Here is a 12,260-nt window from a genome sequence, read left to right on the forward strand (position 1 = left end):
TCATTCGTCGTCGCTGCGGGCGAATCCGCGCCGCACCGACAGCAGGTCGATCTCCGGCCGCGCCGCCACCAGCCGCTCCGCGGCGTCGAGCACGTCGACGACGTGGGCGCGCTCGCCCGAGACCGTCGTGACCCCGATCCGCGTCCTGCGGTACAGGTCGACGTCGCCGGTCTCGGCGGCCGACACCGCGAGGCGCCGCCGCAACTCGGCGACGATCGGCCGGACGACCGATCGCTTGGCCTTGAGCGAGTGCACGTCACCGAGCAGGACGTCGAACTCGAGCCAACCGATCCACGCCGTCACGGCGGGGGTGTGGGGGCCGAGCCCGGCGGTGCCGGTGCCGCCGAGCCCGGCGGCGCGGTGCCGCCGAGCGCCGGCAGCAGCTGGTCGGCGGTGCGGCGGGCCAGCTGCCAGCCGTCGCGCATCGGGCTGAACTCCATGGGATAGGTGAACGTCGCGGGCCCCGGGTTGGGCGGCGCGAGCGTCACGATCGCGGTGACGTTGCCGGGCTGGGCGGCCCAGCTCAGGTCCGTCACCGTCACGCCCAGCGGGTCGTATCCGTTGGCCGCCAACGCCTCGGCGAAGTTCTGCAGCAGCGGCTGATCCTGGGCGGTGCCGTACTGCACCAGACCCACCTTGCGCTCGGGCGGCACCGCCGGATCGGCGAGCTGCTGCAAGACCCCGGCCAACGCCTCGGGCGCGGGCAACGGTGCCGCGTCCGGCGTCGACGGTGCCGGCGGGGCCGTGACGGCCCTGGCGCGGGACGTCGCGGGCTCGGCCGTGGGCGCGTGGTCGCCGCACCCGGACATGCCGAACGCCGCCACCGAGGCAACGGTGGCGGCGCTCAGGACGACCGAAGGGGTGCGGCGCACCGGGGCGTCAGCTCACTGCGGACAGCACGGACAGCGCGGACTCCTTGGTGATCTGGTAGCCGGTGGGGCTGGGGCCCTGCACGAACGTCACGGGTTGCGTCGCGGTGGCGCCGGTGGCCGCGGTCGCGGTCACGTTCGCCGTGACGATGGGTCCGTTGGCGTCGATGTCGACGACGTTGAAGGCCAGCGGGAAGTAACCCTTGGCCGCGGCGTCGGCGTACTTGCGATCGGCCAACCGGGTCTCCACCCGGCCCAGGCCGCCCTGGATGTAGGTCGCCTTGTACGAGAACGAGCCCGGCGCCACCAGGCCGCTGAGCGTCTCGGTCAGGGGTGCCTGCAGGTCGGGCGCGGGCGATTGTGGCAGCGGCGCGCCGAACACCACGGGCGACACGGCGGGTGCCGCGATCGATACGCTGGATGCAACTGATGTCACACCGCCTGCCGCCGCTGCCACCAGTGCGGTGGCTGCCACGCCGGTAACGAGGGATTTCAGGGTCACGGCGGTCCTTTCCATCGGGCCTACTCAGATCAGAGGTTAACAGCGTTGCTGGTGTGTCGAATTGCTACACCACACACGAAGAGTGAATCGCCGGTAGCGTTGAAGCCGTTACTGCACCAACTTTCGGTGCGGGAAGGAGCGCAACATGAGTGAGTCAGAGCGTTCGGGAGCCTACCCAGACCATCCCGCCGGCCCGTCGTCCGGAGGTGGCGCGGCCGAGCTCGAGGAGTTGCGGCGGGAGGCGGCGATCCTGCGCGAGCAGCTGGCGCAGGCCGCCGGCAGCGGGGCCCGCAGCCCGCGGGACGTACCCCAGCTCGAGGCCCGGATCGACTCGCTCGCCGCTCGCAACGCGAAGTTGATGGACACCCTCAAGGAGGCGCGCCAGCAGTTGCTCGCACTGCGCGAGGAGGTCGACCGGCTCGGCCAGCCGCCCAGTGGGTACGGCGTGTTGCTGGGCACCTACGAGGACGACACCGTCGACGTGTTCACCTCGGGTCGCAAGATGCGCCTGACGTGCTCGCCGAACATCGAGGTGGGCGAACTCAAGCAGGGCCAGACGGTGCGCCTCAACGAGGCCCTCACCGTCGTGGAGGCCACCACCTACGAGTCCGTCGGCGAGATCAGCACGCTGCGCGAGGTGCTCGACGACGGGCGCCGCGCCCTGGTGGTCGGCCACGCCGACGAGGAGCGCATCGTGTGGCTCGCGGAGCCGCTGGTGGCCGCCGACTTCCTGGCCGACGGCGTGGACGTCGCCGAGCTGGACGACGAGCAGCGTGCCCGCAGGCTGCGGCCCGGCGACTCCCTGCTGGTGGACACCAAGGCCGGGTACGCCTTCGAGCGCATCCCCAAGGCCGAGGTCGAAGACCTGGTGCTCGAGGAGGTGCCCGACGTCAGCTACCACGACATCGGCGGCCTGACGCGTCAGATCGAGCAGATCCGCGACGCCGTCGAACTGCCCTTCCTGCACAAGGACCTGTACAAGGAGTACTCGTTGCGGCCGCCCAAGGGCGTGCTGCTGTACGGTCCGCCCGGCTGCGGCAAGACGCTCATCGCCAAGGCGGTCGCCAATTCGCTGGCCAAGAAGATGGCCGAGCTGCGGGGCGAGGACAGCCGCGAGGCCAAGTCCTACTTCCTGAACATCAAGGGCCCGGAGCTGCTGAACAAGTTCGTCGGCGAGACCGAGCGGCACATCCGCCTGATCTTCCAGCGGGCCAGGGAGAAGGCCTCCGAGGGCACCCCGGTGATCGTGTTCTTCGACGAGATGGATTCGATCTTCCGCACCCGCGGCACCGGTGTCAGCTCCGACGTGGAGACCACCGTGGTGCCCCAGTTGCTCAGCGAGATCGACGGCGTGGAGGGTCTGGAGAACGTCATCGTCATCGGCGCCTCCAACCGTGAGGACATGATCGATCCCGCGATCCTGCGGCCGGGCCGTCTGGACGTGAAGATCAAGATCGAGCGGCCGGACGCCGAAGCGGCGCAGGACATCTTCAGCAAGTACCTCACCGAGGACCTGCCGGTGCACGCCGAGGACCTCGCCGAGTTCGGCGGCGATCGCGCGTTGTGCATCAAGACGATGATCGAGAAGATCGTCGACCGGATGTACGCCGAGATCGACGACAACCGCTTCCTCGAGGTCACCTATGCCAACGGTGACAAGGAGGTCATGTACTTCAAGGACTTCAACTCGGGCGCCATGATCCAGAACGTGGTCGACCGGTCGAAGAAGTACGCCATCAAGGCGGTCTTGGAGACCGGCCAGAGGGGGCTGCGCATCCAGCACCTGCTGGACTCGATCGTCGACGAGTTCGCCGAGAACGAGGACCTGCCCAACACCACCAACCCGGATGACTGGGCGCGCATCTCCGGCAAGAAGGGCGAGCGGATCGTCTACATCCGGACGCTCGTCACCGGCAAGAGTTCGTCGGCCAGCAGAGCCATCGACACCGAGAGCAACCTCGGCCAGTACCTGTAGGTCCGGTACGCGACCCGGCCCCCGGCCCCGCCTCGCGGGTCGGGGGCCGAGTCGTCGGCGAGCTCGTCAGTCGGTGCGAAGCGAGTAGCTGTTGGCCAGGTCGTCCTGCAGCACCGTCGCGACGGAGTTGGTGGTGTCGACCCGGATCGGCTGCGACGGCGTCGAGACCTCGAAACGCCATCCCGCGGGCAGGTGCAACCGCGAGCCCAGTCCCGGAAGGTCGTCGAAGCTCAAGGTGAGGTCGACGGTCTGGCTGAACGTCTGCATGATCCATCGGCGGTCGTCGGCATCGACCAATTCGTAGACTTCGCGGTCCGCGGCGAACGTGAAGACGGCCTTGCGATCGACCATGTTCGGCGAGTAGGGACCGGGGTTCATCGACGACAGTGCCACCGTCGCCTGGCGCAGCATCTCGATGCCGCCGAACGTGACCCGCTGGGCGGCGGTACCGCCCTCCTTCTCGATGCCGCTCATCAGCCAGTACCGCGGACCGTTGAGCAGGGCGGCGGCGGCACCGTGTTCGGCCGCGATCGCCTGGGCGTCCAAGGCCTGCCACGCCGCCGCCGGACAGTCGTTGAGCGGAAAGGTGTTGTACACCGTCGCTTCGGGGCGGCCGTCCTCCATGCGGACCAGCAGTACCTCGCCGTAGCGCTTGCCGTGGACGTCGGTCATGACGTCAGCCTAGGTCGCGCCGGCGAGGTAGGCGTCTCGACCCGCGAGGCTGACGGCGACGTCGGCCACCAGCGGGTCGAAGAACCGCTGCCGATAGAGCGGGTCGACGCTGGTGCTGACGGTGAAGTAGAGGCCCGAGAGCACCGCCACGAACAGCGACATGTGCACCACGGTCTGGGGAACCGGGACGTGCACGCCGAACCACGTTCCGGCGCAGGGAGGTTCGCCCACCTGGCAGGACTGCTCGGCCGACCACAGCACCGCCACGTCGTCGGGGACGGCGACGATGCCGAGCGCCAGGAAGAACGCGAACAGGCCTGCGGTGAAGAACACCACCTGGATGGCCTGCGACACCACCATGACCGCGACCACGTTGATCTTCTCGCCCCGCGACAGGGGCGGACGCGGCAGCGGGCCGTCCACCCGCGCCGCCCGCGCCGCCAACGGGGTCCCGGTGAGCAGCGCCGGGTCTTCGCGGGACCGGTCCGCACGCAGGGCCGCCACTTCGTCGCGGATGGTCGTCACCATGAACACCAGGGCGACCACCGCCAGGAATCCGATCAGCTGCCATAGCCGCTGCCTCGACATCCGCGCCGCCAATTGCCACAGCTCACCGGTGAAGAAGACGACGACCGTCAGCATCATGACGGGCAGCGCCCGGCTCATCAACGTGCCGAGCGCGCCGAACTGCACCCACGCGAAGCGGAACGCCCACGCCGCAATGGATCCGAAGCCGAGGTAGGTCAGCCAGATCGCGACCACGGTGATGAGCACGAACACCGGGACCTCGGCCGCGGCGGCCGCCGACCACCCCGACACCGTGACGGGCATGACGATCACGTACGTCGCCATCACGACCAGCGCCGTGCTGCGCCTGCCCCGCTCGCCCGCCGACGTGTCCAGTCCGTGCAATCGGTGGAGCAGGAAGGGGGCGGCCAGCAGGACCGCGCCGATGACGCCGAGGCGTGCGGCGTATCCGTAATCCGGCCGGTCGCCGGTGACGTCGGCGAGCAGCATGGTCACGGCGGTCAGCGCGCCGACCGCCGACACCATCGGAGCCGACCGCGCCACGAGATCGCGCGACCGGACCCGACGCGTCAACACCAGGGGCAGACCGCGGTGCAGGAACCAGTCGTGTACCTGCTGGGCTTCGGACACGGCAGGCGACACGGCAGACGGCACGGCTGACATTGTGGTGGACTGGTGCCGCCATGGCGAGAGCACTCACGTCCACCTGGGGCATTTCCGCCCGGTCGGCCTTCGTGGCCGCCACCGTCGTCTTCGTCGCACTCGCCGTCGCGGGCGCCGGACTGGCCGCCGTGCAATATCAGGCCCTGCTGGACGGGGTCGACAGCGCCGCGGCGTCGCGGGTGGCCGCCATCGCCGACGACGTGCGTGGGGGCGGCCCCGCGGGCGTCGACGCCGCGCTGTTCGACACCGACGAGCGGATCGTGGCCGTGCAGGTCGTCGACGCCGCGGGGAGGGTGGTGCGACGCTCCACGTCGGCGCCGGACACCCCGTTGATCCCCCTGTCCGACGTCGGCGGCGGGCTGCGCATCGGTCTGCCGGGGCGGGCGTCGCCCTACGGTCAGATCCGGTTCAGCGCCCAGACTCTCGACGGCCCCGACGGTCGGTACACCATCCTCGTCGGGGAGGGCAGCGCCACCATCGTATCGACGGTCCGCACCGTGGTGATCGCACTGGCGCTGGCCGCGCCCGTCGTGATCGGGGTGTCGGGCGCGGCCACGTACCTGCTGGTGCGGCGGTCGCTGCGCTCGGTCGACGCCATCCGCTCCCGGGTGTCGGAGATCACCACCTCCGATCTGGCGGAGCGAGTGCCGGTACCGGCGAGCAAGGACGAGATCGCGGCGCTGGCCGTCACGATGAACGAGATGCTCGCGCGCATCGAGGCCGGCCATGCCGCCCAGCAGCGGTTCGTGGGGGACGCCTCCCACGAACTGAGAAGTCCTCTGACGACCATCATCTCGGCCCTCGAGGTCGCCGCGGCGCACCCCGAGGTGTTCGACGCCCAACTCGCGGCCCGCACCATCATCCCGGAGGCGCAGCGCATGAAGGCGCTGATCGACGATCTGTTGCTGCTCGCCCGAGCCGACGAACGCGGCATGACGGTGGCGCGCGACGACGTCGACGTCGACGACCTGGCAGCGGCCGAGGTCGAACGCGTCCGGCGGGCGAGCGGTTTGGCGGTGCGGGCGGACATCGCGCCGGCGCGCGCCGTCGGCGACGCCGGGGCCGTGTCGCGGGTGCTGCGCAACCTGGTGGACAACGCTGCCCGGCACGCCGGCTCGCTCGTCGAGGTGCGCGTCGCGCCGCGCGGGGGCCGCGTCGTGGTGACGGTGTTCGACGACGGGCCCGGCATTCCCGCCGACCAGCGGGAGCGGGTGTTCGACCGGTTCGTGCGGCTGGACCCGGATCGCTCGCGCAGTGCGGGGGGCACCGGGCTGGGCCTGGCCATCGTGCGCGAGATCGTGCTGGCCCACGGCGGTTCGGTGACGATCGGCGACCGCGACGGCGTGGGGACCGTGGTCGAGGTTCAGCTGCCGTCGGCGTAGTGGCCGGAGTCGAGGCGGTAACCGACCCCGCGGATGGTCTCGATGGTGCTGGTGCCGAACGGGATGTCGATCTTGCGCCGGACGTAACCGACGTAGACCTCGACCACGTTGTCGGCTCCCTCGTAATGGGCGTCCCACACGTTCTGCAGGATCTCGGTCTTGGTGACCACGGTGTCCTTGTTGCGCATCAGGAACTCGAGTAGCCCGTATTCCCGTGGTGTGAGCGAGATCTGGGTTCCGTCACGCTGCACCATGCGGCGTGACGGGTCCAGGGTGAGCGTGCCCGCGGTCAGGATCGCCGGTCGCTGCGGGGCCGAGCGCCGGACCAGTGCGCGCAACCTGGCCACCAGCACGATGAACGAGAACGGCTTGGTGAGGTAGTCGTCCGCGCCGAGATCGAAGGCGTCGGTCTGGTCGTACTCGCCGTCCTTGGCGGTCAGCATCAGCACGGGGGTCCAGACGTCCTTGGTGCGCATCTTGCGCAGCACCTCGTATCCGGACAGCCCGGGGAGCATGATGTCCAGGACGATGACGTCGAAGTCGTGTTCGACGGCCTGCCACAGGCCGTCGACGCCGTTGGTGGCCTCGACCACCACGAAGCCCTCGGCGCGCAGTCCGATGGCGAGCGTGTTCGCCAGCAGGGGCTCGTCTTCGACCACTAGGACCTTCATCGCACGCTCGATTGTGCCATCCGCGGCGTCGTCGGCGCTCATCTCGTCCTTCGCGTCGGGGTGGGCCCCGAACCGGGCCGGCACGCACGAGTCGGCGCACCCCGCCCGCTCGTGGCCCGGATGCCAGGGAGGTCAACGAAGGGCATGCGGGGGAGCGGGCGTGGTGCGCCGACGGTTTCGTGATGGTGTCGGCCCAAGGGCTAGTTCATGTTCCAGGGTTCGCCGTAGGTGGTGACCGAGTCGCCGGTGCTGGAGATCAGGCGAGCGAACGGACGCAGCAACACGCCACCGGCCGCGCCGGTCACCGTGCCGTGGGCGTTGGAGACCGCCACCGCACCGGTGGCGCCGGAGACGTCCACCGAGAACGTCGCCACTTCCTGGATGCCCGGGCCGTTGCCCAGATCCGCACTGATCGACACACCCGGGAACAGGTTCGGGGTGATCACCGAGTCGAGGCCGAACGGCGGGCCGGTGAAGTCGCCGTCGTCGATCAGGATGTTCGGCGTGGTGTAGGAGAAGTTGATCCCCACGCCCAGCGACCAGGGGAAGCCGATCTGGTAACCCAACTCCAAGGTGCCCTCGAACTCGTCGGCGCCGGGCCCGGCGACGACGTACTTGGCCTTGCCCGAATGGAACCACTCCCGGGTCAAACGGTTGCGGTCGAGGGGAAACACACCGTTGAGGAACGTGTCCCACTGCTGAATGGTGAGCGTGCGGTCCTTGCCGTCAACGAGGCTCAGCTCGTTGTCCAGGCCCGCGTGTGAGGTGCCCATGCTCGCGAACAACGCCGCGATGGCCGCGACCAGCGCGACCAGCACCCGACTGATTGCCTTCATCTTCTCCCTCGGCAGTCACGCCGGCCCGTGGCGGGCCGGCGTCGTTTCGTGGACGGCCGACGATCTCAGAGGGATGCTGAGAGAGCGCTGAGGACGGTCAGCGGGCCGATCGAGCGGGCCGCACGATGGCGCGATACCGGTTGCGGGCCACCAGTACCGCGCGCAGTTCCTCGATCAGCGGGTCCAGGAACTGCTTTCGATACTCGCCGTCACCCACCGACCGGGCGCTGACGTACATGAAGGTCAACGCGCCGAGGAACATCGCCACGTGGATCAGCGCCTGGGGGATGGGCAGCGTCATGCCCAGCCACGTGCCCTGCCACTCGCCGTCGACCGTCAGCCGTTTCAGCAGCGCGGGGGTGAGCGCGAGCAGCCCCATCACCAGGAAGATCGCCGACGTCATGGCGGCGACGACGGCGATCTGCACGAACTGCGACACGCCGACCACGAAGATGACGTTGATCCGCTCACCCATGGAAAGCGGCTGCACCGCACCGGGTTTCGGATCTTCCATGGTGGCGAACGGCGTGCCTGCGAGCAGTTCGGCGTCGGCGTCGCGCACCGCGGTCGTCGACAGCACCGGCTTGGCCCGATCCAGCACGCCCGTCATCAGGAAGGTGCTCGCAACGGCCACCATGAACGCGATCAGCAGCCACATGCGCCCACGGCCGATCGTCGTGGCCATCGACCACACCGGGCCGTTGAAGAACACCAGCACGGTGAGCAGCAGCACCGGTAGCGCCCTGGCGAACAGCGCGCCCAGCGAGCGAAGGTGGTTCAGCGTCAAGCGAATCGACCAGCCGAGTACCGAACCGACACCGCTGCCGTTGAACCCCAACACCAGGCCCACCGCCAACGCCGTGCCGGCCAGTTCGGTGACGAAGTCCAGCAGTTGGCCCACCCAGAGGTCCGACACCGCGCACACCGCGACGGAGGCGACCGCGATGGTGCGCCGGCCGCCGACGCTGGTGACCCGGGCCGCACACCAGGCCGCCAGCAGTGCCACGGGCACGCACAGCAGCACCACCACGATGATGAGCACCTCTGCGGGAGTGGGGTTCTCGTCGATGTCCACGTCGTCACCGCCGGAGGCCGTCACGATGAGCTGCGCCGCCACGAACAGGGCCGCCAAGGCCGCCAGTGCGGGAGCGCTGCGCCACCACAGCCGACGCCACCGGGCGCGGGGCGTCAGCACCGACGGCAGCCCGTGACGCAGGAACCACTGTTCGGCGGCGATGCGGTCCTCGGTGCCCGCGGCCCGTTCCGGCGCACTCACGAGGCGGTGAACCCACCGCGGTCGCTGACGATGGCGCCGCCCTTGACCACCAGCAGCACGTTCGCCGCGTCGCCGAGCGCATCGAGGTCGGCCAGCGGGTTGCCCCGCGCCACCACCAGATCGGCGAGTTTGCCCACCTCCACCGAGCCCAGCGAGTCGGCGACCCCGCACAGCCGGGCCGACTGCAGCGTGCCCGCCTCGATGGCCGCCATGGGCGTCAGCCCGCCGAACCGCACCAGCAGACCCAGCTCGGCCAGGTTGGTGCCGTGGGCCGGGCTCAGGCCGGCGTCGGTGCCCAGTGCGATCCGTACGCCCGCCTCCGCCGACGCGCGCACCGAGTCATGCGCGAGGGCATGCCACCTGGCGCTCTTGGCGGCGCCCTGCGGCGAGGCGCTGACCGGCGTCATGGTCTCCAGCAGCGTGGGAACCAGGAACGTGCCCTGGGCCACCATCTGGGCGCGCAGCTCGTCGTCGAGGTCGTAGCCGTGTTCGACGCTGTGCACTCCGGCGTCGACGGCGGCCCGGATCCCCGCGCGCCCGATGGCGTGCGCCGCGACCGTCCTGCCCCCGTGGTCGCGGGCTTCCTCGACGACCGCGGCGACGGCCTCGGCCCGCATTCCGAGCCACGCCGGGTCGTCGTTGGGTGAGGACACGCCACCGCTCGTCGCCACCTTGATCACGTCGGCGCCCGCCCGGACGAGCTGCCGGGTGCGGGTACGTGCGGCGTCGACGGTGTCGACGATCGAGCCCCCGACGAGCGGCGTCAGATCGATCCCCGACGGCAACCGGAAGTCGGCGTGCCCGGAGGTGTTGCTCAACATGTCGATCGCCACGAGCAGCCGCGGTCCCTCGACGAGCCCGTCGGCGACGGCGTCGCGCACCCCGGCGTCGATGCCCATCAGGTCCCGCGCACTGGTGACGCCGTTGTGCAGCGTCACGCGCAGCCGCGCCAGCAGCTCGAAGTAGCCGTAGGACGCGGGCCGCAGCACCTTCTGCAGCGGCGGCCCGCCGGTGCCCGGCAGGCCGAAGTGCACGTGACAGTCGAAGAACCCCGGGCACACGGTGTTCCCGCCGAGCCCGACCCGCACCGCCCCGGCGGGCTGCGTGACGTGTGCTGCGGGGCCGGCCGCGGTGATGCGGTCACCGGTGACGACGACCACGGCGTCGGGCACGGGCGCCGCGCCGGTGCCGTCGATCAGCGTGCAGTCGTGGAACACCGTGGTCGAGGTTGCGTTCATCGCGACTACTGCACCAAGCAACCGCGCGCACCGCAAGGAGAATCGCGTTGTTTAGGCTGGCGTCATGCAGCGGATCATCGGAACCGAGGTCGAATACGGCATCTCTTCGCCGTCGGATCCCACCGCGAATCCCATCCTCACCTCCACGCAGGCGGTGCTCGCGTATGCCGCCGCCACGGGTATCCAGCGCGCCAAGCGCACCCGGTGGGACTACGAGGTGGAGTCGCCGCTGCGCGACGCCCGCGGGTTCGACCTGAGCCGGGCTTCGGGGCCGCCGCCGATCATCGACGCCGACGAGGTCGGCGCCGCCAACATGATCTTGACCAACGGTGCTCGGCTCTACGTCGACCACGCGCATCCGGAGTACTCCGCTCCCGAGGTCACCGACCCCATGGACGCCGTCATCTGGGACAAGGCCGGGGAACGCGTGATGGAGGCCGCCGCGCGCCACGTCGCCAGCGTGCCGGGGGCGGCCAAGCTCCAGCTCTACAAGAACAACATCGACAACAAGGGCGCCTCGTACGGCACCCACGAGAACTATCTGATGAGCCGGCAGACGCCGTTCTCCGCGGTCATCGCCGGCCTCACGCCATTCCTGGTGTCGCGACAGGTCGTGACGGGGTCGGGCCGCGTCGGCATCGGACCCGCCGGCGACGAGCCGGGCTTCCAGTTGACGCAGCGCGCCGACTACATCGAGGTCGAGGTGGGCCTGGAGACCACCCTCAAGCGCGGCATCATCAACACGCGCGACGAGCCCCACGCCGACGCCGACAAGTACCGCCGCCTGCACGTCATCATCGGCGACGCGAACCTGGCCGAGACGTCGACCTACCTGAAGGTGGGTACGACGTCGCTGGTGCTCGACCTCATCGAGGAGGGTCCCGCGCACGGGATCGACCTGTCCGACCTGACGCTGGCCCGGCCGGTGCACGCGGTGCACGTCATCAGCCGCGACCCGTCGTTGCGTGCCACGGTGGCGCTGGCCGACGGCCGGGAGCTGACCGCGCTTGCGTTGCAACGCATCTACCTCGACCGGGTGGCCAAGCTGGTCGACGCACGAGACCCCGATCCGCGTGCCTCGCACGTGCTCCAGACGTGGGCCGAGGTGCTCGACCTGCTCGAGCGTGACCCGATGGAGTGCGCGGAGATCCTGGACTGGCCCGCCAAGCTGCGGTTGCTCGAGGGGTTCCGACGCCGCGAGAACCTGGGATGGTCGGCGCCGCGGCTGCACCTGGTGGATCTGCAGTACTCCGACGTACGGCTCGACAAGGGGTTGTACAACCGGCTGGTGGCCCGCGGGTCGATGCGTCGTCTGGTCACCGAGCAGCAGGTGCTCGACGCAGTGGACAATCCGCCCACCGACACCCGCGCGTACTTCCGTGGCGAGTGCCTGCGCCGCTTCGGCGCGGACATCGCCGCGGCCAGCTGGGACTCGGTGATCTTCGATCTGGGCGGCGATTCGCTGGTCCGGATCCCGACGCTGGAGCCGCTGCGCGGCAGCAAGGCGCACGTAGGGAAGTTGCTCGATTCGGTGGACAGCGCCGCCGAATTGGTGGATCGACTCACGACGTGAGAACCCCCTCGCTCCCGGTCCGATCCCCGCGCGACCGGTAGGGTGGAACAACCGGTGGGCCGGTGCCCGGCCCCC

Annotated in this window: 12 protein-coding genes; 3 read left to right on the forward strand and 9 right to left on the reverse strand. The window is 69.9% G+C overall.

Going from position 1 to position 12,260, the window contains the following annotated elements; all coding sequences use genetic code 11:
* From AC30CM_RS10710 to AC30CM_RS10720, 3 genes are read right to left on the reverse strand one after another with little or no spacing between them, the layout of a single operon-like run.
* On the reverse strand, window positions 1-303 hold the full coding sequence (locus tag AC30CM_RS10710) for a DUF503 domain-containing protein (RefSeq protein ID WP_490116838.1): 303 nt from the start codon (window positions 301-303) through the stop codon (window positions 1-3).
* Window positions 300-872 carry a lipoprotein LppK gene (gene lppK, locus AC30CM_RS10715; protein WP_490116839.1) on the reverse strand — a complete coding sequence of 191 codons (573 nt, stop codon included), beginning with the start codon at window positions 870-872 and terminating at the stop codon, window positions 300-302. Before lppK ends, AC30CM_RS10710 begins: the two co-directional genes overlap by 4 nt.
* Window positions 873-879: 7 nt before the next feature.
* The gene (locus AC30CM_RS10720; protein ID WP_490116840.1) at window positions 880-1,371 is read right to left on the reverse strand and encodes an MTB12 family secreted protein; all 492 of its coding nucleotides are present in this window, start codon (window positions 1,369-1,371) and stop codon (window positions 880-882) included.
* Between the two features lie 145 nt (window positions 1,372-1,516).
* Here AC30CM_RS10720 and arc point away from each other — a divergent pair, with 145 nt between their 5' ends.
* Window positions 1,517-3,346: a proteasome ATPase gene (arc, locus tag AC30CM_RS10725; protein WP_490116841.1), complete on the forward strand. Its 1,830-nt coding sequence runs from the start codon at window positions 1,517-1,519 to the stop codon at window positions 3,344-3,346.
* Between the two features lie 66 nt (window positions 3,347-3,412).
* Here arc and AC30CM_RS10730 read toward each other — a convergent pair whose 3' ends face one another.
* Entirely contained in the window at window positions 3,413-4,018 is a 606-nt protein-coding gene (locus tag AC30CM_RS10730) for a hypothetical protein (protein ID WP_490116842.1), read from the reverse strand.
* Between the two features lie 9 nt (window positions 4,019-4,027).
* Window positions 4,028-5,200, reverse strand: a complete 1,173-nt coding sequence (locus tag AC30CM_RS10735; protein ID WP_490116843.1) for a hypothetical protein — start codon at window positions 5,198-5,200, stop codon at window positions 4,028-4,030.
* Window positions 5,201-5,208: 8 nt separating this feature from the next.
* On the opposite strand from AC30CM_RS10735, the gene AC30CM_RS10740 reads away from it, so the two are divergent.
* Entirely contained in the window at window positions 5,209-6,591 is a 1,383-nt protein-coding gene (locus tag AC30CM_RS10740) for a sensor histidine kinase (protein WP_490116844.1), read from the forward strand.
* On the opposite strand, the gene AC30CM_RS10745 is transcribed toward AC30CM_RS10740, so the two are convergent.
* The 4 genes from AC30CM_RS10745 to AC30CM_RS10760 all read right to left on the reverse strand — a co-directional run bounded on the left by AC30CM_RS10745 (window position 6,573) and on the right by AC30CM_RS10760 (window position 10,612).
* Window positions 6,573-7,262, reverse strand: a complete 690-nt coding sequence (locus AC30CM_RS10745; RefSeq protein WP_490116845.1) for a response regulator transcription factor — start codon at window positions 7,260-7,262, stop codon at window positions 6,573-6,575. The genes AC30CM_RS10740 and AC30CM_RS10745 overlap by 19 nt on opposite strands.
* Before the next feature lie 200 nt (window positions 7,263-7,462).
* Window positions 7,463-8,098: a porin MspA gene (gene mspA / locus AC30CM_RS10750; RefSeq protein ID WP_490116846.1), complete on the reverse strand. Its 636-nt coding sequence runs from the start codon at window positions 8,096-8,098 to the stop codon at window positions 7,463-7,465.
* A 97-nt stretch (window positions 8,099-8,195) separates the two neighbouring features.
* Complete coding sequence (locus tag AC30CM_RS10755) at window positions 8,196-9,374, reverse strand: hypothetical protein (RefSeq protein ID WP_490116847.1); 1,179 nt, start codon at window positions 9,372-9,374, stop codon at window positions 8,196-8,198.
* Window positions 9,371-10,612, reverse strand: coding sequence for a metal-dependent hydrolase family protein (locus AC30CM_RS10760; RefSeq protein WP_490116848.1), 1,242 nt, complete (start codon window positions 10,610-10,612; stop codon window positions 9,371-9,373). Before AC30CM_RS10760 ends, AC30CM_RS10755 begins: the two co-directional genes overlap by 4 nt.
* 64 nt (window positions 10,613-10,676) lie before the next feature.
* Between AC30CM_RS10760 and dop the strand changes: the two genes are divergently transcribed.
* Complete coding sequence (gene dop, locus AC30CM_RS10765) at window positions 10,677-12,185, forward strand: depupylase/deamidase Dop (protein WP_490116849.1); 1,509 nt, start codon at window positions 10,677-10,679, stop codon at window positions 12,183-12,185.
* Window positions 12,186-12,260: the final 75 nt, after the last annotated feature.

This window comes from Mycobacterium sp. DHQP2018-32-09 (assembly GCF_058148405.1).